Here is a 24860-nt window from a genome sequence, read left to right as displayed (position 1 = left end):
AATATTTAGTTCGGACTGCCTTCTCCTTTATTTCCAAACATTTGCATCATATACAATAAGCTACCACTTTCCACCCCTAGCATTCGTTCAATATTAAAAATCAATGCCGGAATACGAGCAGCTCTTTCCTCATCTGTCATCAAGACGAGATCATCATCGAATACCGTATTGGTATAAGCGATAATCATTTCCATACACTCATAGGGATAAGGCGTTTGGTAAATACCTTGCTCAATGCCCTCTCGAATAATGGCAGTAAGGATTGGTGGTACTTGATTGATGACCACTTGCTGTATTTTACGGTGCATCAAGGCATTTTGCGGCCTATGAACATGCTCCATCATTTCCTGTCCACCCTGTTCATTTTGCATATTCAATGCCATGACAACGCGCAATATCCGCTCATTTACAGCTATAGTCTTGTCTGCTGCAACGGTTTTCGCCTTTGCGAGCATTGTGCTTGTATAACGCTCAATGAGCGCATCCATAATATCTTCCTTAGATTTAAAGTGATAATAGAGGGTGCCTCGAGCAATGCCTACTTTTTCCAAAATATTACTCGTACTAGTGCCATCAAATCCCTTCTGTGTAAATAAATCATCCGCTGCATCTAATATTTCATTTCTGCGTTCTTCCGCTTTTTTTATTTCTCTCATAAGACAACTCCTTATAATTGACCGACTGCCTGTCGATATATCTTTTCTTTATCCTAGCATAGGACTACTTCTGTTGGCAATAATTTCTACAAAAAAAAGAATCTGCTTTACGCAGATCCTTATTTTTGTAGTTCCTCGTTCTTACGATATTCCAAAATATCGCCAGGCTGGCAATCCAATGCCTCACAAATAGCCTCTAATGTTGAAAAGCGGATGGCTTTGGCCTTGCCGTTTTTTAAAATCGAAAGGTTCGCCATCGTGATGCCAACTTTTTCTGAAAGCTCTGTGACACTCATTTTTCGTTTCGCCAGCATTACATCAATGTTAATGATCATTGCCATAGTATTCACCTCAAACCGTTAGATCATTTTCTGATTTGATATCGATGGCATTTTTTAGAAGCTTTTGCAGCACAGCAGCAAATACTGCCACGACAAAGGAAGCAAAAATAATGACCATTCCGATAAGGATAAGACCTGGGGCATCGTCTACTTCCGCAGCATAGTATATCAGTGGCATGCCAACCACGTAAACACTACTAATAATAATTGCACAATATTTGATCTTGATTAAAGCTTTGACAGACAGCTCTGAAAATGCAATGTTTTGGTCAATATAGCTTAATAGTTTGATCGTCGTAAATAGCGCAACAAAATAAGCAATAGCCGTTGCATAGACGCCAATTAAAGCAACAATGGTTAAAGTGGGAGAATGCTCCACTGTATTCAAAGCAACACGAGGCACCACCCATACACATAAGGCAAGAACGGGTATACCTATTAGAAAAACAGCTATCTTTAAAAAGAGCGTTTCTCGTTTCATCTTACGCACCTCTTTTATTTATTCTCCTGTTTAATTTATCATATAGTTTATCGTTTTTCAATAAATTTTTATTCCAATTCAAGATACTTTATAACACCCATTATTTGGTTTACTTTACTTTTTATTGTGCTATAATCAATCCAACCATTGAAAAGGGGGTATTCGATGATTTATTCGCCAACTGAAAAGACGATAGAAACAACACGTTTAATACTTCGACTTTTTACGCAAGCAGATGCACAGGAAGTAAGTGTTTTATGTAACAATTATGCGATCTATAAAAGCACATTGAGTTTACCTTATCCTTATACATTAGAATGTGCATTATCATGGATTTCCACGCATCAACAAAACTTTGAGGAAAATCGAAGTTACGAATTTGCGATAACAGACAAACAAAGTGGACAATTATATGGCGCGATAGGACTGTCAAATCAATCCCAACATCAAAGAGGAGAAATCGCTTATTGGATTGGAGAGCCCTATTGGGGTAATGGCTATGGAACAGAGGCCGCTCAAGCGATGATTGAATTTGCATTTCAGGTGAAACAGTATCATCGTATTTATGCCCGGTATTTCCAATCTAATCCCGCCTCTGGGAAAATTATGGAGAAATGTGGCATGCACTATGAGGGAACATTAAAGGATCATATTTATAAAAACGGGACTTTTGAAGATATTGTGTTTTATGGCTTGCTTAATCAATCACACTAGCAACACGTTTACGAAAGAGGCACTTTCCGCGTAGATATGCCTCTCTCTCTTTTAAATACCATTTCCCACATCGCAATAATGATTATAGTGCGTAATTTGGTTGCGGCCGTTACGCTTTGATTTATAGAGTGCTTCATCCGCATGCTGGATAAGCTCCTCTACTTTCTGAATTTTGCCATGATCATTCGTACTGACACCAATACTAAATTCCAACTGAACCGTTTGATTATTCACTGTTAGTGATAGTGCCGTTAAGGTTTGATACAGGTTGTCAGCCAATGTTTGCACTGATTCACCTTCCTTTACTTGACTCAACACAATGAATTCATCCCCCCCAAATCGGGCAACAATGGACTCAAAGGGCTGAAAATAGTCCTGTAAGGTTTTGGCTGTATTCGTCAAAGCATCATCGCCAAATAAATGGCCATTCATGTCATTGATTTCTTTAAAATGGTCTAAATCCACCATCATCAAGGCCAATTGCTGATGATTTTCAGTCGCCTTTTCGACCATCTTTTTGGCCTGTTCATCAAAATAGCGACGATTGTAAATATTCGTCAGAGGATCAATATAGGCATTTTTTTCAAACTGCTTCTTATGATCGTTATATTCCATTTCAAACAATACATGTGAATAGTTTTCACGCTGGATTTCTAACAAAATATTTATATATTCCTTTTGTATCGCACATAATACAATTTTATTGCCTTGCTCCTCAATTAGCTTCACTAAAGAATTATAAATTAGTTGAAGTAGAGAAAGGTCATTGTTTTGTAAAGCATAATGCTTTGTCTTTTGATATAAATCTATGGCCTCACTTATACGTCCCTGTCTTTCACACAGGAAGGCATAGGCATTGAGTACCTCAAGTTGTACTTTCGAATAGGGTGGATGATGAATCGTTGCCATTAATTCTTGTAATATCGTATTGGCTTCCTCAAATTCTTCAAGCCAAATAAGTGCAACAGCTAGGTTTGTCTTCGGATGGATAATCCCTGTATAAGGCTCTTTATGCTTCATTTCAAACGCATTCGCATAATATAAACTCTTTAAGGCAAATTCCTTAGCTGTCCGATAGCTTCCCATGGATATTTCTAAGTCGCTCAGATTGTTATAGATTTTCCCCATGCTCTCCACGTGCTGGATTGCTTCAGCAATTTTTAAGCCTTTCAGCATCAACTCTTCTGATTTCTTTAAATGACCAAATGTTCCCCAATAAATGGCTGCTAAATTGTAATATTGAATTACATCAATATCGTTGCCATGTTGAAAAGTTAGCTCACGATATTGTTCAAGGACACTTATAGAAAGCTGTAAATCACCCGTTTGAAAATAACTGGCACAGCTATAACGTAATAGAAGGATAGCCTTATCATACATTTCAAGCTTAATGGCACTTTCAATTGCGGCACTACTTATTTCTATATATTCTAAAAAACGATCCGCATTATATAACTCATTAAGCGTAATCCATAGTTCTTCAAATTCTTGTGCGTTCATACCGCCCCTCCTTTTCTTCATCCTTACTTCTTTAATACTACCTTTGACCTTAAAATATTACAATTCTTTGGACTCATTTATTTTTTCGATATTAAGTAATTCAGCCTAATAAAGAAAATCACTGTGTATTTTTTCCTACATTCAATTAAAGGTTATTTTAACATGGTACTTTCACTATAATTTTCCCCTAAACAAAAAACAAGCCTCTTTCAAGAGACTTGTTAAGATTCTTCTATGCCTAGGATGGCTATTAATGCCTTCGCTCTGTTGGCACTAAGGTGAATTTCTCCGCTTCCAGCCTTTTGGAGATAAATTGAACCGCCATAGCCCTTCCACATTTCAATACGGACGCCTTCTACTTCAAATGAATATTCGGGTGGCCTTTTCATATAATTTGCGGGCTGCCAAGGGATATTCTGTAAAAACTGAGCGACCTCTTTGTCATTTTCTAGCTCAAGCTTTTTTGTAATGGTTGGCTCTAGCTTTTCCAGTTTAGATAATAAACCATAATTTCTTACGACCCCGTTTTCCTCTATACTGCCTGTTCCCATAGAAGTTAAAGTAATATAATCCCCCTGCTTGACAGGAAAATCATCCAGCACAGGATACCAATTGGCCTGTTCATATTTTTCAGCAAGCTGTTCTTCCGTCATATGATCAAGGTCCTCGGGAATCACTCCTTCAATAAATAAGAAAACATTCGCTTCAACCTTTGCAACTGTTCCAACCATTGAAGAGCCATGTGAACTGGTCCGTATTACGATTTTATGCTCCTCTTGAAAGGCTGTTGCCTGATCAGTATAATGCGCTTGGAAATATCGTTTGGCATCAATATTGGCTACTTCTTGGTAAGCATAAAAAGTTGGATATTTTTCTTTATAGAAGGCATATAGCTTTGTTCGCGTTGTATACATCGGCAGTAGGGGCTCGAGATATGTTTCAACATACTGTTTCGGTGCTAATCCCTGAAATAGTGCTTCGTATTCAGATGCTTGATAAAGCATTTCCAACTGTTCTACCTGCTTCTTTCTCTCCGCCTCTAGCTCTGCCTTAGAATAATCAATCCCTAATGATTTCGCAAAATAGTAGGCGGCAACGAGCTTCTCATACGATAGATAGGCTTCCTCTTTATAAAATTCCTGCTCTTTCCCTGGCCACATTAGCCGATTAATCCGTTCGAAATGCTCAAGCTGTCTTTCATGAAATAGTGAGGTTGTTTGCTCTGTTTCGTTCGTAAGAAGCTGCACCATCATAAACCCCACCACACAAAGTGTCAGTAGGATGGTTAATAGAGTGAAACGAAAAGGCTTCCTTCTATTGATAGACTGTTTTAGTACTTGTTTTTTGACTCGTTCTTTGCTTGCTGTCATATCACCAGCGACTTTGAGTAATTCCTTCTGTATCTCATTCATGTCTAAGCACCTCCCATTCCTCCTGCTTTAGATGAGGCTTTAATGCTTCTCTTGCCCGCTTCAGTCTTGTTTTCACCGTATTCTCCGCAATGCCAAGTAGCTGGGCAATATCACGAATTTTCATTTCTTCAAAATAATAAAGGATAATAGGCTCCCGATAGGTAAGTGAAAGCTTTAAAATAGCTGCCCCAATGTGAGACCGTTCCTCTGCTGCCACAAGCTCATCTCGTTGTTTATTCCCCTGAATAGGAAATATTTTTTCTTGTAATAGTAATTTCTTATAATGCCAGCTTTTTAAATAATCCTTGCTTTGATTAATCGTTAGAGTGGATAAATACGCACGCAACTGCCCGCGTTCTTCATAACCACGCTGAGAAAATTTAATAAAGACCTCTTGCACAATATCCTCTGCGGTTTGTCGGTTTTTTACATAAAAATAGGCGAGACGTAATAAATGTGCTGCATGTTCTTCGATCATTTCCTCAAGTATGCCGTCCACCTCCCCTTCTTACACTATAAACGACTGCCACTGAATGACCGTTTCATTTTTTTAAATTTTTTCCTCAAGCACCTTGACCTTGGAGCATACTCCAATGTTAGGATGAATTTAGGAGGTACTTACATGAAAATTAAACAATTCGCCGAGAAATTTCAATTAACAACTGATACCGTTCGCTACTATGAAAAAGAGGGACTCTTACAGCCGCAAAAACAAGACAATGGCTACCGTGTGTATGATGCCATGTGTGAACATACAATGAAATTTATTATCGTTTTACGTCAGCTAGGCTTTACGCTTCAAGAAATTAAACATTTACTGACACTCGAACAAAAGCCTATTTCAACAGCATGTAATGAAGAAACGGTACAGCTATTTTCCACAAAGATTGCCCAAATTGAGCAGCAACTACGATTCTATCAGCATGCGCTTCATTCGTTACAACTGACAAAAACGTTAATGGCTGACGGACAATTTGAAGAAAATCAAGAAAAAATTGCCTTACTCATTGAGGATATGTATCAAAATTTACTGGAAGGTCGTGGTTAAATGTCACTACGTAAAATCATCTCAATCGAATATATCCTTGCTTTCATCATCACAGCTTCTTTCTATGGTCATCTAAATTTTCCATGGCTTTATTTTATTGTGTTTTTATTGCTCCCAGACATCACCATGGTTGGCTATCTCATCAATACAAAAATAGGCGCTCTTTTCTATAATATGGGGCATAGTTTTGTGTTACCTGCCATGTTGATGGTGATTGGTTTGCTAACGACTACATCAATACCTCTGATGGCTGCCCTGATTTGGCTCGCACATATTTTCTTAGATCGCGCACTTGGCTATGGTTTAAAATATGATGACGCTTTTAAGAAGACACATTTACAGCAGATTGCGTAATGAGGAGGAAAGTATGACTAGCCATTTAACACTGCGATTTTTAGTAGAAATGGGTTAGAAAAATCTCCTAATTAAATGCTCTCTTGGGGTAGGATTACCATTATTCATCATCGGAATATAGAGTTGCTCTCTTTAAGCTAGCTGTTCTTGTTTTGTATAAAACAGGCAGAACACTAATTCCAAGCATGGTCATTTTCAGTCAACTAGTCTCCTTTCTCTTGCATCAAAAAACCAGCCGCCCTGCACAAACAGGTGGCTGGTTTTAGCGAATTAAACTAATAATAGTATGTGGTTCATGTTTTATATCGTCATATTTATTGACCATATCCAACACGATAGCTCCATCCTGTGTTATAGCATACACCCAGACGGCATGAGGATTTTGTTCTACATAATCCTTCCATGTAAATACTTCTGTAATTTTCGTTTGACGAAGTTGTGCACCTTGCTCTATCAGTTCATTGAGCTGATGAATATCATGCTGTGCATCGACAAGAAGCTGTCCCCCGTACTTCCGTGAGTAATTTTTAGGGTCTGTAGAATGTAAAGCCGTTTGAAAAATATTGAGACGCCCTAATTCTGGAACAAAGTCTGCACAAACAAGGACATTATAGGCGTCCTGCTTTGTTGCTACAATTAGTTGATCATATGGGGTTAAATCAACATAAAACTCAGTATGCTCGCTTAAAATATCACCTGTTTCCGTCTTAATACCATTTTGTCGAGCAGCAGATAAATCTTCCCATGCACGATCCATCATCAACACATCAATTCCGTTATTTTGCAGGGACGTTGCAAGCTGTGTTGTAAATGGAGAAGCGCCTACAATCACAATACCTTTCCCAGTGGAAGCTTGTAGATCTAATTTTTTCGCAAGCCAGCCAATGCTAAAGCCATGGGCAACCACTGTCGCAAAAACAAGTGCTAATGTGAGCGCTGTTAATAATTGTGCACTTTGAAAACCTACGTCTTGTAGTGCCGTTGTAAAGTAACCTGAAACGGTTAATGCTACAATCCCTCTCGGTGCAATCCACCCAATTAAGGCCCGTTCTTCCAATGTTAAGCCCGTATTAATGGTCGCAATCCAAATCGATAACGGTCGAACAATAAACATCATTGCTAGCACGAATAGTAGCATACGCCAATCAACGATTTGCCATAACGTATCGATGGTTAAAGACGATGTCAGCATAATAAAGACACTTGAAATTAAAATAACCGAAATATTTTCTTTAAAATGCAACAGCTCATGATGACTTGTTAAATGCATATTTGCCATCACAAGCCCCATCACTGTCACAGCCAATAAGCCCGTCTCGTGCATGATGGCATCGCTTAGGGCAAAAACAAGTAAAATAGTAGCAAGTAACAGAGGTGATTTCAAAAACTCTGGAATTAAACCACGCTCCAAGCATTGCCCCATTACATAACCGACGCCCCCTCCTAACAGGGCGGCTAAAAAGGCGGAAACAAAGAAAACGGTTAGAGATGTCCCACCTTCTAAATGATATATACCCAAAACGACCTGATACGCAAATAGCGCTAACAATGCGCCAAAAGGATCTACAACGATGCCTTCCCACTTTAAGATAGCTGCTGGTCGCTCCTTCAATTTTGCTTGTCTCAATAAAGGCAAAATAACGGTTGGACCTGTCACAATAAATAATCCACCAATGACAAAAGAGACTGGCCATGATAGCCCTGCAACAAAATGCGCGGCAGTAGAGCCTGCAATCCAAGCGATGGCTGCCCCTACTGTGGAAATACGCAATATGGACTTCTTAAAGCCACGTATTTCTCGAAAATCAAGGCTTAAACTTCCTTCAAATAATATAACGGCAACTGCCAGAGAAATAATGGTATGAAAAATAGGGCCAAATGTCTCTTTTGGAGACACTAACCCTGTAAACGGACCAATAATTAGCCCAGCGATACTCATAATGACAATGGCAGGCATGCGAAAACGCCATGCTAACCACTGTGAAAATAAACCGATAAAAATAATAAAAGGTAACTGAAATAGTAAATTGTCAAACATATGTACCACCTACAATATCCTAGGATGAATGTATATTCCCTCATTTTAGAAGGACTAAACCTGTTACCTTACATTATGTACGTATTGTGCCAAAATTATCACTTTACCTCATCATGACCATAAACGTAATCACATTATAAAGCGCTGGTGCAACCAAAGCGAAAGCTAAACATACCACTGCAGCCCATTTTGTGTTCTTAATACCACGATCATCGCCTGTCTTTAGATGATGAAAATAAGTTAATGTGAAATAAAAGCATAAAATCATAAACAAGGGGAAAATGAGTTGTTGAGCAAAGCCATGTAGAAATGTAGCCATTGAAGAAACCTCCTATTAATATCCTCTTTACATAAATATTGTAATATACCAACTCTATTTCTACCATAAAAAAAGCAGGATCCTCCACTCTGATCCTGCTCCAAATTATTTAGATGAATCTTTTTAACAATGATTCATATAGACCCACCATTAACAATCCAATTAATATTGGAATGAGGGATGTAAAACTGAAATAAAAGCCTACATCCTGATATTGTCCCGTAAAGTGAAATTGTAGCCAAGACACCTCATATGTTTCCCCTACCCCATATAAGAAAATAGTGGTAAATAAAAATAATGCCAGACATTTTAGTCCTTGCGCTTTTTTCATAGTATCACCTCATTGTACAACGGTCATTTGTTGCGCATAGCTTAAAAGATCCTCAACTGTTAATTCTGGATTTTGCCCAACCATACTATATTGGTAGCCGTTTTCTTGCCAAGCAAGGGAACGGAAATTTTCACCATCCATAACGGTGCCTTTTTGTCCTCGAATATCTATTTCTTTTTCATTTAAAATGGGACCAATATCTGCAACACTAGCATCTGCTTTAAAAATCGTGACAAAAAAGGCTAGCTCTCCATCTAAAACATAATCGAAAGAGTATTCTGGTCGTTCCTCTATCCCTTTAACCATGGATATGTTGTCTAACGTTAGACCATTTACTTCTGGTACTAATAAAAATTTTTCAAGCTGCTGCTTTACGTCGTCCAATGAAATGGATTCAGAAGTATCCTGTCCGCTAATTCCCTGAATCGTTACATCCTTTGGTAGATCTAGTGTAAATTGTTGAGCATCTATTTTTTCACCAAAATTAATCTTAGAATATTCAGTGAGCATATGAGTCCCTGCACTATCTGTCTTCATTTTTAATGTCAGCCAAGTCTTTTTATCAATCCAAGCTTCAATATCGCCGAATAACGATTCCGTATTCTTCGTTTTTGCGACGATTTTATAGGTATCTCTACCTACAACCTTCTCTTCTCCTGCTATCTTAATATCATGCGTATCTTTAACCATATTAAAAATAAGCTGTACCTGATCTTTAGGTGATTGCAAGCTGTCTAATTCAGGTTGTGAATAATCCATTGTGTAGGCTGTCTTTTCAGTGACATCATAGCTAATCACTTTAGCATCATTTTTAACTGTGATAACATGTTCACCATTATCGCCTGTCATTTCTATCCGTCTATTGCTATCCTTGACCCATTCCTTCACTTGAGCTTTACCACCTAGCTCTCCCATATCTAACGTATATTCGCCATAATAAGTGAGTGGCTCTTTCGATTCTTGAAGGGCTTGGTCGATAATTTCCTGAGGTGTATAAGTTGCCTCTGAATTACAGCCCACCAAGCTAAATGTCATAACAGCAATTAAGCCTGCTGCTCGGCAAGATCTTTTCCAATTCATCATTCATTTACTCCTTTATAAGGTGGTAGCCAGCAAATTACTGCTGTTCCAATGTTCTCTCTAGAAAGCAGTTCGACAGTACCCCCATGTTTTTCAATAATTTGTTTTGTAATATTTAAGCCTAGTCCTGTTCCTCGTTCACCAGCCTTTGATCTCGCATAATCTGCTTGATACATTGGCTCGAATAATTTTACAATGTCCTGTTGTGGTATGCCTCTTCCGTGATTTTGCACAATTATATACATGCCTTCTTGCTTGTTTAAAGCAGACTTCAAGAAATCAAAGCCCCATTCGGGATCATTTCCAGCATTGACTGCCGCTAAGCCTATTGTTGTCCCCTTTTCCCCATAACGCCAGGCGTTGCTCAATAAATTATCAATGACACGCTGAAGTTGTTTAGGATGCACAGCATAGAGTCCATCTACGGAACAGAAGACTTTTAATGTAAATCCTTCTTCCTCACATAACGGTTCATAGTCAGACAAGGCCATGTCAAAAAATTCTTCTCCATCCACAGCAATGAGCTCTAATGTATAGTTCGTTGATTGAAGTAAGGTAAACATCATTAAATCCTCTAGCATATGCTTCATCCGATCTGCCTTCGTAACGATGACCTGCTGATATTCTGCCACCTGCTGTTCTGATAAGCCTTTATTTTGTAAAGATTCCGCATAGGCTTGGATGGCTGTAAGGGGTGTTTTCAAATCATGGGAAATACTTGCAATCATCATTTCTTTTTGCTGTTGTTCCGCTTTTAAGGAAGCTCGAGTCTTTTCAATTTCAACCTGCATCGCCTCAAATGTTTTGGCAAGTGCCCCAATCTCATCTTTTCTTACGCTTAGAGTTGATTTAACATGCTGACCTTTCGCAAAATGACGCATGTGCTGCATCAGTTCACCTAATGGCCGATTCAGTTTCCGATGAAGCAACAAGATGACAGTTAAATAAATGATAAGAAACAACAGGATCGTGCTTGCGATGACAAGCCATGAACGCTTTTCTACACCCTTTACCCAATCTGTTCGTATTAATTGAATTTCATAGATGCCAAGCAAATCACCTTTTAGATATACAGGCTCCTTGTATGTAAAGGCGTTGTATGCTTGCTGTAAATCATATAAACCATTTAACATGCGCTCTTTCCCTACATAGCCCGTTAGCAAAGGGTTGGAGGAATATAAAACATAGCCAGATTTCGTATAGAGGGTAATCGCCAGCTTCTCATTGGTAAGTTCCTCTATCTCCTCAAAATCGGCATTTTTTTGATAAAGCACTGGATTGTCAACGACATCTTTTACCTGATTTAGCTCTGTCCACTTGTCAAAGTACTCCGCCACATTTTTATCTTGGTAATAAGCATTAATCCACACATAAAGGCTATAAGCTCCTACTATGGGTATGACCATTACAATAAAAAACATAATTAGTAACCACGCTTTTATTTTCATAATGGTTCACCAATAAAACGATAGCCCTTACCCCACACAGTTTGAATGAAATTTGGGTTTTTCACAGAATCCTTGAGCTTTTCGCGCAATGCCTTGATATGCACTGTGACAGTATGAGTGTCCTCTAACGTTGCTTGCTGCCAAATATGCTGATACAGTTCTTCTTTTGTAAAGGTTTGACTCGGATTTTTAGCTAGCAGCCTCACAAGAGCAAACTCCTTTTGAGTTAATGCAATTTCTTGCTGATAAACACATACTATTTGTCGTTGCCAATCTATTGTTAATCCATTCGCATAGGCAGTATGCTCTTCTATCACGTCTTGCTTGTGGTAGCGTCGCCAGCGTCTAAGATGAGAGGCAACTCGTGCCTTTAATTCTTCTAAGCTAAATGGTTTAGCGATATAATCGTCTGCCCCCTGCAAGCCCTCCACCTTATCCGCATCTTCCTTGCGGGCACTCATCATTAGGATTGGCACATCACTCTCCCAACGGATATTTTGACAAACCGTTAACCCATCCATTTCTGGCAGCATCCAATCCACTAGCACTAAATCGAAAGGTTGCGTTTGAAAATCTTCCAGTCCCTCAAGGCCCGTAGTAGCCCATGTCACACAATAGCCCTCCTGTTCTAGCGTATCCTTCACAATGCGCCCAATCGCTGTATCATCCTCAATCAGTAGTAATTTTTCCTTCATCATTTTCCTCCTGCATTCACCTTACTACGAAAAAAACGGTTTTCTCCGAACTTTACACTTTCTTTATAATTACCTTAGAGCGTATCCGCACTTTACACAAGGGGGGAGGCTACCGATTTCATCGAAGCAGTTTTCTTCCTGCCCGGGCTATCCGCCAATTTTGTGTGGCTATCCTTCACTTTGCCGGTTCTATCCGCTACTTTAACCGGGCTATCCTTCAGCTTTACCGGTTCTATCCACTACTTTAACCGGGCTATCCGCCAATTTTGCCATTCTATCCACTACTTTAACTGGGTTATCCTTCACTTTGCCGGTTCTATCCGCTACATCCTTCATTTTTATCCATTAAAAAAAGGAATGCACTGTGATTGTGCATTCCTTAGCGTACTAGAAAAATAAACTTAGAATATAGTAAATCAATGCTGCCATGACAGCAGAGATTGGCATCGTGATGACCCATGTTGTAACGATTTTACGTGCCATCCCCCATTTAACGCCTTTAACACGATGTGCTGTTCCGACACCCATGATGGATGAAGAAATTACATGTGTAGTAGAAACTGGTAAATGGATTAATGTGGCACCAAAGATAATCGATGCAGAAGCTAAGTCTGCTGCTACCCCATTTACTGGGCGGATTTTCATGATTTTACCGCCAACCGTTTTGATAATTTTATAACCTCCGACAGATGTACCAAGACCCATCGCAGTTGCAGCAGCAAAACGTACCCAGAAAGGAATATCATCTCCTTGGTGTAGGCCGCCCGCGATTAGCGCCAAGGTAATAATACCCATTGCCTTCTGCGCATCATTTGTCCCGTGTGTAAAGGATTGTAAGGCTGCTGTCCCAATTTGCATTGTACGGAAGCCTTTATTCGTTCGATATAAATTCATATCTTTGAAGATGACTTTTAATAATGTCATCATCAGGAAACCAGCTGCGAACGCTAGTAATGGTGAAAAAATAAGTGCTTGAAGAATTTTAATAAACCCAGCATAGTTCAAAATATCAAATCCTGCTGCGGCAATAGCTGCCCCTGCAACAGAACCTATTAATGTATGAGAAGAACTTGATGGAATCCCAAAATACCATGTTAATAAATTCCATGTAATGGCAGATAATAAGGCTGCTAAAATCACAACAGAACCTGTAATATCGCCATCATAGGCATTTAAAGAAAATGGGTCCACAATATCTTTTGTTAAAGCTTTGGCTACCCCAACGAATGTAATCGCTCCGACGAAGTTCATTACTGCTGCCATATAAACCGCAGTACGGGGCTTTAAGGCACGGGTCGATACAGAGGTAGCAATCGCATTGGCTGTATCATGGAAGCCGTTTATAAAGTCGAACACAAGTGCGAAAATAACGACTAATATGGTGATTAATAAGATCGTATCCATTTCGTACACTCCATCTTATGCATTACGCATAATTATTGTTTCAATTGTGTTTGCTACTGTTTGACAGCTGTCCGCAATGTCTTCAAATTGCTCATAAATATCCTTGAAAACAATCAAACGCATTGGGTCTTTTTCTTGGATGAATAATTGCTTCATTGAAGAACGGAAAATTTCATCACATTCACGTTCATTGTCCTTAATTTGAATAGCATGTTTACGCATTTCCACAAGCTTTTTACTATTTAACAGTTCCATGGCTTGTACCATTTCGTCCGTGCTTTTCGCAATATATGTGAGGAATTGACGCATTGGCTCTGTTACTTCTGTTAGGTTGTACATATTGAAGTGTGCAATACAGCCTTCCATTCCATCAATCACATCATCTAATTTATTGGCTAATGCTAAAATATCTTCACGCTCAATTGGCGTCATAAAGGATTTATTCAGCATAACGATTAGCTCATGGATTAATTTATCGCCACTTGTTTCGTATTGCTTCATTGTATCTGCAATTTCTTTTAGCGCATCTATATCTTGAATACGGGCATTATGAGCATAATAGATACCCTCATTCACGTTTTTCGCAATTTTTAATAGTGACTGAAAAAATGGATCTTGCTTATTTGAGTTGAACATCCTGTTCCTCCTGTTGAAAAAATATTGTCAATTTCTGAACCATCATAACAAAACATTTACACAATTCTACAAAATTTTAAACACTAAGATGTTGATTTTACAAAACTGTAATATAAAATTTGCCACATTTATTTTTAAGCTATTTCGCAAGTTGTAAACGTTGGAAATCAAATATTAAAAATCACTATTTTTTCTTTAAAAATGACCATTTTTTCTTTTATTTTTATAAAAATACTTGAAATAAACTTTTTTCTGCTTATTTGTTTGTCTTGTGAAATGTTAAGGAATTGTAAACGAAATTTACATGAAAATGCTGGAATTTCATTGTTATTTTTTGACTTCCGCAGTACGCTATGTTAAAACGCAATGAGGAAAGATGGGAGCATATTTATGGATATTGATTTACTTTCACTCACAATATTATTACTACTTGCTTTTATCGCATCTTTTTTAAATGCGATTGTTGGAGGTGGTGGGCTCATCTCCTTACCTGCATTAATGGCTGTTGGTTTACCTCCAAGTACAGCCATTGCCACAAATAAACTGGCCAATACCATTAGTAATGGTACAAGTATGCTAACTTTTTTACGTGCAGGTAAAGTTGATATCAAGAAAATCGGAAAAATCCTCCCCTTTATCTTTGTAGGGTCTTTACTCGGTGCCTTTACTGTCCATCTTGTATCCCCCGCTATTTTAAAACCACTTATGCTTGTTATGCTCGTCCTTGTAGCTGCTTATACAATGTTTAAAAAAGATTGGGGACAGCAATATCAAGAGCGTGTACTTAGTACAGCCAAACATTTAGCCTATATAGGTGCATTTGCGGCAATTGGCTTTTACGATGGCTTTTTTGGACCAGGTACGGGTTCATTTTTTATTTTTATTCTATTAATGATGGGCTATGATTTTCTCCAAGCTGCTGGTAATGCGAAAGCTTTTAATTTCACCTCAAATTTAGCGGCATTAATCATGTTTTTAGTTTTAGGAGAAGTTCATTTTCTCTATGGTTTTTCGATGGGCTTTGTCATGATCTTTGGGGCAATCCTTGGATCCAAATTTGCGCTGAAGCGTGGAACGAGCATGATGCGTGTCATCTTTATTGTCATGACATGTTTATTGATTTTGAAAAATGCCTGGGATTATTTCTTTCATTGAGACCGCCAATTTTCAGTCAATTGACAAAAAATATTAGCGTGCTATAATACTTTTGGGCTTCACCGCATTGAAGCGCAGAAGTATTTATTAGGAGGATTCACATGTTTCGAATAGAAGCAAAGAGTAACCCTCGATTTCTTGAGGCAAGCTTTATCACTATTTTAATTATCGCCATAATGGCTTATAGTATTGGCTATTTAAAGGCTACGCCGCATATCCCGATTTTTCTTGTGATTGCCATTTTACTGGCTTATGGATTACTGAAAAAAGTACCCTTTCGCGATCTTGAGGGTGGTATGATTGCTGGTGCTAGCGCTGGACTTGGCGCCGTTTTTATTTTCTTTTTTATTGGCATTTTAATTTCCAGCTGGATTATGGGTGGAACGATCCCAACCCTTATCTATTATGGCTTTTTAACTGTGTCGCCAAACTTTTTCTTTGCTATCGTGTTTTTAATTTGTAGTATCGTTGGTATTTCAATTGGAAGCTCTCTGACAACTGTCGCAACGGTTGGTGTAGCATTTATGGGCATTGCCGGAGCTATGGATATCTCGCTAACCATTACAGCTGGAGCGATTGTTTCTGGGGCCTTCTTTGGTGATAAAATGTCTCCATTATCCGATACAACCAATCTTGCTTCTGGTACAGTTGGTGTAGACCTTTTTGAGCATATTAAAAATATGGGCTGGACAACCATCCCTGCTTTTCTTATCTCCTTTGTGCTCTATGCTATTATCTCCCCAACAGGAGCTGCTACATCCTTTGAGACAGTGGAGCAATTTAAAGGGGGTTTACTGTCTACAGGACTTATTCATTGGTATACATTATTGCCAATTGTTGTTCTCGTAATCATGACTTTTTACAAGGCACCTGCAGTCATTACATTGGCTGTTGTGTCCATTATTGGAGTAGGTCTTGGCTCTTTACTTGACCCAGTTCCCGCTTCAGATGTCTTCAAAATTCTGTTTGATGGCTATGTCTCTCAAACTGGTAATAAAGAGGTAGATGCCTTGCTCACTCGTGGTGGGATGAATAGTATGCTATTTACAATCGCGCTTGTCTTACTTGCCTTAACAATGGGTGGCCTTTTATTCACACTAGGCATTATTCAAAGCATTTTAACGAAGATCGAAAGCTTATTTAAAAGTGCTGGTTCTGTTATTACGGGTGCTGCCATCACGGGCATCGGTGTCAATACATTGATCGGTGAACAGTACTTATCCATTCTATTAACTGGGGAGGCCTTTAAGGCACAATTTGCAAAGGTTGGGCTTGCACCAAAAAACCTTTCACGCGTCATGGAGGATGCTGGTACGGTTGTCAACCCTCTTGTGCCTTGGAGTGTTTGTGGTATTTTTATCGCAAGTGTTCTCGGTATTTCCACACTGGATTACCTACCATTCACCTTCTTCTGTTTACTTGGACCAATTCTTACGATCTTGTTTGGCTGGAGTGGCAAAACATTAACAAAGCTTTAACCATAACAAAAGGTAGCTGAAAACAACATCAGCTACCTTTTTATTTTACTCAAAATTTTTGTGGAAACACCATTTCTTACTACCTTGACTATGTGTTGTATAAAATAATTTTAATCCCTTATCGGCTCGGAAATTTGATAGCGTGTAAAGCTAGTTGTTGGAGAGAAAGCAATCATTCCAATTTGGAATCAAAATTCATGATTTTTCGCATTTCTGTTGGATGACCTCCTTTGCTATGCTCTACTAAAGGAGATGAAATAGGATGACAACAAAAACAAAATGGAATGCTCATTTATATGATGAAAAGCATGATTTCGTGTCAAAATTGGGTACAAGCTTAGTCAATCTACTAGCGCCGCAAAAAAATGAACATATTTTAGATGTGGGTTGTGGTACAGGAGATTTGGCTAATGACATATCAGCACTTGGAGCTTCTGTGCTCGGAGTAGATGCGTCGGCTACAATGATTTTAGCTGCTCAGCAAAAATATCCTGCCATTAACTTTCAAACGATGGAAGCTACAGCGATGCACTTTTCTCAGCAATTTGATGCCGTTTTCTCCAATGCCGCACTTCATTGGATGAAGGAACCTGATGTAGTTATCGAAAATGTCTATGGTGCACTGAAGAACGGTGGACGCTTTGTTGCTGAAATGGGTGGACAAGGCAATATTGCATCTATCATTTGGGCTCTGCAAAAAAGTATGGAATCTTTACAATTTCCCTATATCGACCACTATTTCCCTTGGTATTTTCCAAGCGTCGAGGAATATCAATCAAAATTAGAAAAGGCAGGCTTTCAGGTCGAGAATATCACACTCTATAAACGCCCTACACCACTTCAAGGGCAGGATGGGCTTCGCAACTGGTTGGTCATGTTTAGTGAAAATCTTCTACAGCACTTAAAGGCTGATGAGAAAGAGCAGGTTTATGCGACATGTGAGGAATTATTAAAGCCAACTTGTTTCCAACAGAATGAATGGGTCATTGATTATTATCGTCTGCGCTTTATTGCTCGTAAAAAATAGATTACAAAAGGTTACTATTCTGTTGTAGTAACCTTTTTTCAATGCTAAGAGCGAGGCAGCAATATTACAATGACGCCTATTAAGCATATTCCTGCGCCAATAAAGTCTAAATGATCGGGCTTTTTGCCATCAATGCCCCACCCCCATAAAATAGACAACACGATGAATACCCCGCCATAGGCTGCATAAACTCTGCCAAAGGTAGGGAAGGACTGGAATGTTGCAACAACGCCGTACAGAGCAAGTGCAATACCGCCAATAATGCCCCAATAAAAAGGTTTACCCTCTCGTAACCAAAGCCAAATTAAATAGCCCCCACCTATTTCACCAATTCCCGCAAGAATAAATAATAATATAGCGATCATATTGTATCTCTCTTTCTCATTTTCACTCTATTATACATGTCCTACATACTCCAATATGTAATGGTGTCCGTTATTCCGATTAAAATTAATAGGATACCTGCTGTTAGTTGAATAGCTCTTCCCATCTTCATACTTTTTCGTAGGATAATACGCTTGGCATCAAAGACATAGATCAACAGAAGCATGATGATGAGCGGTACAGCGGTCGCTACGCCAAAAATACTAGGTAGAAGCAGCCCATAGGAAGTGCTCGCCACAAGGGGCATTAACCATACAAAAAATAGAACAAACATAGTGGGACAAAAGGCAATAGAAAAACTAGCGCCCATTAAGAACGAGCCAAATTTCCCCTCTTTTACTACAGGCGGCAGCAGCGATGTTAAACGTTGTAGAAAGGTTAATTTGAATAAACCGATTAGCACCAGCCCTGTTAGCAGCATCATCGGCCCAATAGCCTGACGAAAGATTGGAAAATAAACGGTCATCTTTGTTTCAAATGATTGCCCAAAAAGCCAAGCACAAAAGCCAAGCACACTAAAAACAACCACTTTCCCCACAATAAAAAACATAATTTCTTGCCAATTACTGCTCTTTTGAAGTGTTCGATTGCCGTAAAATGTAATGGCACTCATATTACCTGTTAACTGACATGGAGCAAAGGCGCCTATCAAGCCAAGAAGAATGGCCATCATCAGGGCAGAATGCTCATAGCCCTGTACAAATTGCGTAAGCGGTTCACTAATAAACTGACTAATGGTGGACAATATACTATACATATCAACACCCCCTATCTATCCTTTATATTAAAATAGTATAAAGGAACATTATGAATAAACAGTGCAGAAAACGGCTTTACCCATACACGCTATTACACGCTACTAAAAAATCATCATAATCAGCCGAGACATACTTTGTAAGCAAGTAAGTATCCGATACAATATGAGAAAATTCTTTTACTGAATAGCTATGTAAAAGATTTTGCTGACAATCTGGTTCAATTACACTCTTAGGCAGCAAGGCAATACCAAGACCATGCTTGACGAAATGCTTGATTACCTCTGTTTGATTAATATGCATTGTTTGATGGCTAGTAAATTGCTGTAGCACCTGTTGTACTTCCTGCCAATAGGGCGCATATTCATGTGTGAGAAGCGTTTCCTGCTGTAAAAGGGTGAAAGCATCATATTCCTTTTTAGCAATAGGAGCAATTAAATGCAATGGTTCTTGTGCGAGCATCACTGTGTGAAGCTCACGAGTTGAGGTTAATTTGGATAAGCCAATATCGATTACACCAGTAAATACCGCTTCCCCAATTTCATTGGATTTTAAAAGTTCTATCACTACCTGAGTAGAGGGCTTTCGATGCTGGAATGCTGTGATAATAGCTGGTAATGTTGAATTCGCTATTTGCGGAGCAACGCCAATCGTAAGCTTAGCGGTGTAGCCTTTTACGAAGGAATCCATTTGTTGTAGCCCTTCATCTAAAGCGGACAGGATTTTTTGTGCCTGCAGACGAAAATAAGCACCCTGCTGATTTAACGTCACCTGTTTGCTCTGTCGATCAAATAATGGGGTTTGCAATGCCATTTCTAAATGCTGGATATGCTTCGTTACAGTCGATTGTGTAATAAATCGTTTTTCAGCTGTTTCTCGAAAGTTTTCAGTTTGTGCTGCCACTATAAATGTGCGTAGCCACTCTGTCTCCATCGCCATCCCTCTTTCGTTTTCAACTAGTATAACGAAAAATTTGTAAGTCTTGAAACCTTTTTTCAACATAAGCGTATGTATAGCTAACGATGTCAGTAGGAGGAATGAAAGATGTCTTTTTTTCATAAAGCATTAGCAAGTTTTGGTATAGGTTCAGCGACAGTGGATACAAGATTGGAGAAGGATACTTATCGTGCTGGAGAGGTCATGCAGGGTGAAATCATTGTGCGTGGCGGTCAAGTTGAGCAACAGGTCGACACGATTTACCTATCCGTCAATACGACCTATATCCGTGAGTCGAATGATCACAAACATACAGAGGTTGCCGCACTACAAAAAGTCAAAGTAACAGAGCCTTTCACACTGACGGCTGGCGAAGAAAAGGTCTTTCCTATTTCATTAACACTACCATTTGAAACACCGATTAGTGCTGGTAAAACACAGGTTTGGATTCAAACGGGTCTGGATATTAAAAATGCGGTCGATCCGAGTGATAAGGATTATATTCGTGTTGAGCCAACAGCGCTTGCAGGACATATATTAGATGCGATTCGTGGATTAGGTTTCCGTTTACGTGAAGCTGAATGTGAACAAGCCCCTTCACGCTTCCGTGGCTACTATCCATTTGTCCAGGAATTTGAATTTGTACCAACTGGACAATTTAGAGGTCATTTAGATGAGCTAGAAGTAGTTTTTCTCTCTCAGTCCAACCATTCTGCAGAGATTTTAATGCAAATTGACCGCAAAGTAAAAGGCATTGGTAGCTTTTTTGCTGAGGCATTAGATATGGATGAAAGCTATGTTCGCACAACGATTACGATGCACGACCTACCGACACTGCAGGCGAAGCTTCAGCAAATCATTTCAAAACATGCCTAATGAACTAAAACTTCAGACGTTCACTTTTGAAGCACAGAAATTTAATTTCAACATAAATAGGAATGAAAGGCATTTGGAAAAAGGATAAACAATGGGACGATGTTGAAGCGGATGCCCTCGTGGAGGATTTATTAGAAATACCTATAGTCATCAACTCTTTCAGCCAGTAATGCTAAGAGGCTGGGACAAAAAGAAAAAATACTAGACCAAGATACATTTGGTCTAGTATTTTTTTGATTTAGGAAGGAGTATTTAACTCAGTGAGGCAGAAAAATTAATATCCATTTTCGCTATTTTTCAAAATAATCGAGTTCTGTCCCAGCCTCATCGTTCTATCTTATTTCAATGCTTGCTTTACTTTTTCTAGCACTTCCTCAGCTGTGGCTAACTGTAAAGCCTCCGTTGCTAAAGTCTGCATCTCTGGGACAGATAATTGCTTTAGCAAGGCCCTCGTTTTTAAAATAGACGTAGCACTCATAGAGAACTCATCTAAGCCTAAGCCTAGCAATAGTGGAACAGCATGCTCATCGCCAGCCATTTCTCCACACATTCCTACCCATTTCTGTTCTTGATGGGCAGCTTTAATGACCATTTGAATTAAACGTAATATGGCTGGGTTATATGGTTGATATAAATAAGAAACTTTTTCATTCATCCGATCTGCCGCCATTGTATATTGAATTAAATCATTTGTCCCGATGGAGAAAAAATCCACTTCTTTGGCAAAAATATCTGCCATTACGGCTGTCGAGGGAATTTCAACCATCATCCCGACCTCGATGGAAGAGCCTACTGCAATCCCTCCAGCTATCAGCTTTTCCTTTTCCTCAAGCAAAATGGCTTTAGCCGCACGGAATTCTTGAATGGTCGCTATCATGGGGAACATAATTTTTAAGTTTCCGTAGACAGATGCTCGCAGTAGTGCTCGCAATTGTGTGCGGAATAACTCCTGCTGGTCAAGACATAGACGAATGGCACGGTGACCAAGGAATGGATTCATTTCTTCTTGCAAAGGTAAATATGGCAGATGCTTGTCGCCACCAATATCCAGTGTTCGAATAACAACTGGCTTGCCCTTCATTCCTTCCAAGACTGTTTTATACGCTGTAAATTGTTCTTCCTCAGAGGGTAAATTTTCTCTGCCCATATATAAAAACTCTGTTCGATATAAGCCAATTCCCTCTGCTCCATGACGCAATACACCATCCAAATCATTTGGCGATCCAATATTAGCCGCCAGCTCAACATGCACGCCATCTTTAGAAACGGTTTGCTCATTCACTAAAGTAGACCATTCCGCCTGCTGTACCCGATATTTTTGTGCCTTCTCCTGATAGTCTGCAATCACATCGGCACTTGGATTCACTAGGACTTGACCCGTCAAACCGTCAACAATTATAGTATCGCCATCCTGAATTGTTGTCGTAGCAACCCCTGCCCCTACGACTGCTGGGATTTCTAAGCTACGAGCCATGATGGCTGAATGGGATGTACGCCCACCAATATCGGTAATAAAACCGAGAACATAGTTGCGATCTAATTGGGCTGTCTCTGAAGGTGTCAAATCATTCGCTACGATAATTACCTGTTCGTTAATATTGCTTGGATTTGGAATATGTACTCCGAGTAAATGTGCTAATATGCGATTTGTCACATCCTTAATATCTGATGCACGGGCACTCATGTATTCGTCATCCATACCTTCAAATAATGCCACAAACATAGAGGTTACTTCATGCAATGCATACTCCGCATTTACCGCTTCGTCTGCAATTTTTTGATTGATAGGCCCAATTAATTCGGGATCATGAACCACTAATAAATGTGCCTCAAAAATTGCGGCTTCTTCTGCACTAAATTTTTCTAATGTTTGCTGTCGAATGACAATCAGTTCTTGCTCTGCTTTGGCAAGAGCGGCTGCTAAACGTTTCTGCTCTGCCTCGATATCATGAACAGTTGTTTTAGCGAATGTTAAATTTGGTTGGACGAAACGATATGCTTTCGCAATGGCAATGCCGTCTGAAGCGGCAATACCAGTGAGTCGTGTCATTGTGCAAGCCCCATTTCCGTGATGAGTGTCGTTAGTGCTGCTAATGCTTGCTCTTCGTCTTCCCCCTCTACAGCAAGTGTAAATTGTGAACCCTGCTTTAAGGCTAATCCCATCACACCTAAGATTGATTTCAAGTTAGCTGCTTTTTCTTCTGTACGTATTTCTATAGATGAAGCAAATGGTGTTGCTTTTGCCACAAGCTGGCTCGCTGGTCGTGCATGAATACCTAAAGGATCGACTACTGTAAATTGTTGTGTTTTCATAATTTATTCTCCTCTTCTTGAAAGTCTGTTAAAACCATTACATTTGGATGTTTCGATAAAGCAGTTGCAGGTACGTCTTCTGTATAATCAGATGCCAGTAAACGCTCTAACACCTCACGCTTAGCTTCTCCCACTGCGAGTAACAAAATGCATTTTGCCCGCATAATCGATTGAATACCCATCGTGTATGCCTGTGTTGGCACTTCGTCAATGGATGAAAAGAAACGCGCGTTAGCTTGACGAGTAGATTCTTCGAGTGTTACAAGATGTGTTAAAGAAGCAAATGACGTACCAGGCTCATTGAAGCCGATATGACCATTTTGACCGATACCAAGCAGTTGGAAATCTAAGGGATATTGTTGCAGTAATCCTTCATAGCGAGCTGTTTCCACTAAAGGATCTACTGCTAATCCATCTGGTAAATACGATGCTAAAAATGGTTTTTGGTTAAATAAATGTTTGTTCATATAATAGGCGTAGCTTTGCTGATGAGTTGCCTCAAGTCCAACATACTCATCCAAATTAAAGCTAATACAATGTGAAAAATCAATATCTGTTTTACAGATTTTAGCATATAGTGGTTCCATTGTTCCACCAGTAGCTAACCCGAACGTTGTGGCGCCATTATTTTTGGCTTCAACGATGGTCGCTACTGCATGTGAATATAAATCATCCATTGAGGAAAATCTTTTTACTTTCACCACATATCCTCCTTTGTATCCTAGAAATGAATACGCTGACCATACTGATCAATGAGCGCATCGTTATTATTTTCCCCTAAATTACTGCTACCAAACACTGGTACACTAGCGCCCTGTGCATGCATAAGTTCAATGATTTGAGCGAATAAAGCATTTAATAAAGTCGCACCTAACACCGTTGATACAGGGGCATATTGCAATTGGTCAACGGTTAACACACCATCACCTAATGGCACATGCGTATTCAAAACTTCATCTACTACTTGCTCTAAACGCTTGCCTGACGGATGGCGCGACGGCTGGTGCTGATATTCCAGTGATTGGAGTGAAATAGTCAAAGCGCCCGCTTCCTTTGCATAGATAGCCATATCAATGGGCACTGGATTATTGGCAGAGGTTGAAATGATGATACAAACATCTTGGTCATCAAATTGCAGCTGATCCTTATAGGTGGCTAAAAAAGCCTGTTTTTTTTCATTTTGTGAGGATTGCCGTGCACCCTGATGTAGCATTAACGATTCTATGTGTATCGGTTTGACAGGCACTAAGCCACCTGCTCTATAGTAACATTCCTGTGCTAATAGCATGGAATGACCAGAGCCAAAGAGCTGGATAATGCCTCCCTTTGTGAGACGTTTAACAATTTGCTTGGCAATATGCATAAGTTGGTTGCTTTCCTGCTGTGCCACCATTGTTAAATATCGATTTACTTGTTGAAAATAGGTATTCATGTTCTATCACCTTTTCATTTCCATCGTTTCATGCAAGATGTTTGTAT

Annotated in this window: 28 protein-coding genes; 7 read left to right on the top strand and 21 right to left on the bottom strand. The window is 39.3% G+C overall.

The window, feature by feature from the left end; genetic code table 11:
- Positions 1–5: 5 nt before the first annotated feature.
- From BFM98_RS11610 to BFM98_RS11600, 3 genes are all read right to left on the bottom strand, one after another.
- Positions 6–656, bottom strand: a complete 651-nt coding sequence (locus BFM98_RS11610; RefSeq protein WP_066037460.1) for a TetR/AcrR family transcriptional regulator — start codon at positions 654–656, stop codon at positions 6–8.
- Positions 657–775: 119 nt separating this feature from the next.
- Positions 776–997, bottom strand: coding sequence for a helix-turn-helix domain-containing protein (locus tag BFM98_RS11605; RefSeq protein ID WP_004229042.1), 222 nt, complete (start codon positions 995–997; stop codon positions 776–778).
- 10 nt (positions 998–1007) lie between these two features.
- On the bottom strand, positions 1008–1478 hold the full coding sequence (locus BFM98_RS11600) for a DUF2975 domain-containing protein (protein ID WP_066037459.1): 471 nt from the start codon (positions 1476–1478) through the stop codon (positions 1008–1010).
- 165 nt (positions 1479–1643) lie between these two features.
- Here BFM98_RS11600 and BFM98_RS11595 point away from each other — a divergent pair, with 165 nt between their 5' ends.
- Positions 1644–2192 (top strand): GNAT family N-acetyltransferase, encoded by a 549-nt coding sequence (locus tag BFM98_RS11595; RefSeq protein ID WP_066037458.1) that lies wholly within the window; start codon positions 1644–1646, stop codon positions 2190–2192.
- 51 nt (positions 2193–2243) lie between these two features.
- Here the strand turns inward: BFM98_RS11595 and BFM98_RS11590 are convergent, their stop codons facing one another.
- The 3 genes from BFM98_RS11590 to BFM98_RS11580 all read right to left on the bottom strand — a co-directional run bounded on the left by BFM98_RS11590 (position 2244) and on the right by BFM98_RS11580 (position 5603).
- Positions 2244–3692: a tetratricopeptide repeat-containing diguanylate cyclase gene (locus tag BFM98_RS11590; protein WP_066037457.1), complete on the bottom strand. Its 1449-nt coding sequence runs from the start codon at positions 3690–3692 to the stop codon at positions 2244–2246.
- Positions 3693–3913: 221 nt separating this feature from the next.
- Complete coding sequence (locus BFM98_RS11585; RefSeq protein WP_066037456.1) at positions 3914–5104, bottom strand: hypothetical protein; 1191 nt, start codon at positions 5102–5104, stop codon at positions 3914–3916.
- Positions 5097–5603: a sigma-70 family RNA polymerase sigma factor gene (locus BFM98_RS11580; protein ID WP_066037455.1), complete on the bottom strand. Its 507-nt coding sequence runs from the start codon at positions 5601–5603 to the stop codon at positions 5097–5099. Before BFM98_RS11580 ends, BFM98_RS11585 begins: the two co-directional genes overlap by 8 nt.
- A gap of 123 nt (positions 5604–5726) precedes the next feature.
- On the opposite strand from BFM98_RS11580, the gene BFM98_RS11575 reads away from it, so the two are divergent.
- Together BFM98_RS11575 and BFM98_RS11570 are read left to right on the top strand one after the other, a co-directional pair.
- Positions 5727–6152 (top strand): MerR family transcriptional regulator, encoded by a 426-nt coding sequence (locus tag BFM98_RS11575; RefSeq protein ID WP_048390393.1) that lies wholly within the window; start codon positions 5727–5729, stop codon positions 6150–6152.
- Positions 6153–6506 (top strand): DUF4260 domain-containing protein, encoded by a 354-nt coding sequence (locus BFM98_RS11570; protein ID WP_048390391.1) that lies wholly within the window; start codon positions 6153–6155, stop codon positions 6504–6506.
- Positions 6507–6768: 262 nt separating this feature from the next.
- On the opposite strand, the gene BFM98_RS11565 is transcribed toward BFM98_RS11570, so the two are convergent.
- The 8 genes from BFM98_RS11565 to BFM98_RS11530 all read right to left on the bottom strand — a co-directional run bounded on the left by BFM98_RS11565 (position 6769) and on the right by BFM98_RS11530 (position 14457).
- Positions 6769–8544 (bottom strand): cation:proton antiporter, encoded by a 1776-nt coding sequence (locus BFM98_RS11565; protein WP_066037454.1) that lies wholly within the window; start codon positions 8542–8544, stop codon positions 6769–6771.
- 103 nt (positions 8545–8647) lie between these two features.
- A complete protein-coding gene (locus BFM98_RS11560; RefSeq protein WP_048390387.1) occupies positions 8648–8863 on the bottom strand; it encodes a hypothetical protein in 216 nt (71 codons plus the stop codon).
- A gap of 109 nt (positions 8864–8972) precedes the next feature.
- On the bottom strand, positions 8973–9194 hold the full coding sequence (locus BFM98_RS11555) for a hypothetical protein (protein ID WP_004229062.1): 222 nt from the start codon (positions 9192–9194) through the stop codon (positions 8973–8975).
- Positions 9195–9203: 9 nt separating this feature from the next.
- Positions 9204–10274, bottom strand: a complete 1071-nt coding sequence (locus BFM98_RS11550; RefSeq protein ID WP_066037512.1) for a LolA family protein — start codon at positions 10272–10274, stop codon at positions 9204–9206.
- The gene (locus BFM98_RS11545; protein ID WP_066037453.1) at positions 10274–11722 is read right to left on the bottom strand and encodes a HAMP domain-containing sensor histidine kinase; all 1449 of its coding nucleotides are present in this window, start codon (positions 11720–11722) and stop codon (positions 10274–10276) included. Before BFM98_RS11545 ends, BFM98_RS11550 begins: the two co-directional genes overlap by 1 nt.
- Positions 11719–12417 carry a response regulator transcription factor gene (locus tag BFM98_RS11540; RefSeq protein WP_054550906.1) on the bottom strand — a complete coding sequence of 233 codons (699 nt, stop codon included), beginning with the start codon at positions 12415–12417 and terminating at the stop codon, positions 11719–11721. Before BFM98_RS11540 ends, BFM98_RS11545 begins: the two co-directional genes overlap by 4 nt.
- Positions 12418–12804: 387 nt before the next feature.
- Entirely contained in the window at positions 12805–13821 is a 1017-nt protein-coding gene (locus tag BFM98_RS11535) for an inorganic phosphate transporter (protein WP_004229076.1), read from the bottom strand.
- Between the two features lie 15 nt (positions 13822–13836).
- The gene (locus tag BFM98_RS11530) at positions 13837–14457 is read right to left on the bottom strand and encodes a DUF47 domain-containing protein (protein ID WP_004229078.1); all 621 of its coding nucleotides are present in this window, start codon (positions 14455–14457) and stop codon (positions 13837–13839) included.
- A 390-nt stretch (positions 14458–14847) separates the two neighbouring features.
- Here BFM98_RS11530 and BFM98_RS11525 point away from each other — a divergent pair, with 390 nt between their 5' ends.
- The 3 genes from BFM98_RS11525 (at position 14848) to BFM98_RS11515 (ending at position 18117) form a co-directional block, all read left to right on the top strand.
- A complete protein-coding gene (locus BFM98_RS11525; RefSeq protein WP_066037452.1) occupies positions 14848–15612 on the top strand; it encodes a sulfite exporter TauE/SafE family protein in 765 nt (254 codons plus the stop codon).
- A gap of 101 nt (positions 15613–15713) precedes the next feature.
- Positions 15714–17090 carry a Na+/H+ antiporter NhaC gene (gene nhaC, locus BFM98_RS11520; RefSeq protein WP_066037451.1) on the top strand — a complete coding sequence of 459 codons (1377 nt, stop codon included), beginning with the start codon at positions 15714–15716 and terminating at the stop codon, positions 17088–17090.
- A 262-nt stretch (positions 17091–17352) separates the two neighbouring features.
- Complete coding sequence (locus BFM98_RS11515) at positions 17353–18117, top strand: class I SAM-dependent methyltransferase (protein WP_066037450.1); 765 nt, start codon at positions 17353–17355, stop codon at positions 18115–18117.
- A 44-nt stretch (positions 18118–18161) separates the two neighbouring features.
- On the opposite strand, the gene BFM98_RS11510 is transcribed toward BFM98_RS11515, so the two are convergent.
- The 3 genes from BFM98_RS11510 to BFM98_RS11500 all read right to left on the bottom strand — a co-directional run bounded on the left by BFM98_RS11510 (position 18162) and on the right by BFM98_RS11500 (position 20189).
- Positions 18162–18482, bottom strand: a complete 321-nt coding sequence (locus BFM98_RS11510) for a YnfA family protein (protein WP_004229297.1) — start codon at positions 18480–18482, stop codon at positions 18162–18164.
- A gap of 41 nt (positions 18483–18523) precedes the next feature.
- Positions 18524–19258 carry an urease accessory protein UreH domain-containing protein gene (locus BFM98_RS11505; protein WP_066037449.1) on the bottom strand — a complete coding sequence of 245 codons (735 nt, stop codon included), beginning with the start codon at positions 19256–19258 and terminating at the stop codon, positions 18524–18526.
- A gap of 76 nt (positions 19259–19334) precedes the next feature.
- The gene (locus BFM98_RS11500; protein WP_066037448.1) at positions 19335–20189 is read right to left on the bottom strand and encodes a LysR family transcriptional regulator; all 855 of its coding nucleotides are present in this window, start codon (positions 20187–20189) and stop codon (positions 19335–19337) included.
- Between the two features lie 111 nt (positions 20190–20300).
- Here BFM98_RS11500 and BFM98_RS11495 point away from each other — a divergent pair, with 111 nt between their 5' ends.
- A complete protein-coding gene (locus BFM98_RS11495) occupies positions 20301–21068 on the top strand; it encodes a sporulation protein (protein WP_066037447.1) in 768 nt (255 codons plus the stop codon).
- Positions 21069–21405: 337 nt separating this feature from the next.
- Here the strand turns inward: BFM98_RS11495 and ptsP are convergent, their stop codons facing one another.
- From ptsP to BFM98_RS11475, 4 genes are read right to left on the bottom strand one after another with little or no spacing between them, the layout of a single operon-like run.
- Entirely contained in the window at positions 21406–23118 is a 1713-nt protein-coding gene (gene ptsP / locus BFM98_RS11490) for a phosphoenolpyruvate--protein phosphotransferase (RefSeq protein WP_066037446.1), read from the bottom strand.
- The gene (locus BFM98_RS11485; RefSeq protein ID WP_066037445.1) at positions 23115–23381 is read right to left on the bottom strand and encodes an HPr family phosphocarrier protein; all 267 of its coding nucleotides are present in this window, start codon (positions 23379–23381) and stop codon (positions 23115–23117) included. The genes ptsP and BFM98_RS11485 overlap by 4 nt, the downstream gene beginning before the upstream one ends.
- Positions 23378–24082, bottom strand: a complete 705-nt coding sequence (locus BFM98_RS11480) for a glucosamine-6-phosphate deaminase (RefSeq protein WP_066037444.1) — start codon at positions 24080–24082, stop codon at positions 23378–23380. The genes BFM98_RS11485 and BFM98_RS11480 overlap by 4 nt, the downstream gene beginning before the upstream one ends.
- A 20-nt stretch (positions 24083–24102) precedes the next feature.
- Positions 24103–24813: a sugar isomerase domain-containing protein gene (locus BFM98_RS11475; RefSeq protein WP_066037443.1), complete on the bottom strand. Its 711-nt coding sequence runs from the start codon at positions 24811–24813 to the stop codon at positions 24103–24105.
- Between the last annotated feature and the right edge of the window lie 47 nt (positions 24814–24860).

The sequence above is a fragment of the Lysinibacillus sp. AR18-8 genome, assembly GCF_001705465.1.
Taxonomy (GTDB): domain Bacteria; phylum Bacillota; class Bacilli; order Bacillales_A; family Planococcaceae; genus Lysinibacillus; species Lysinibacillus capsici.
Note: the sequence above shows the minus strand (reverse complement) of the source record. Positions and strands in the feature narration are given on the sequence as shown.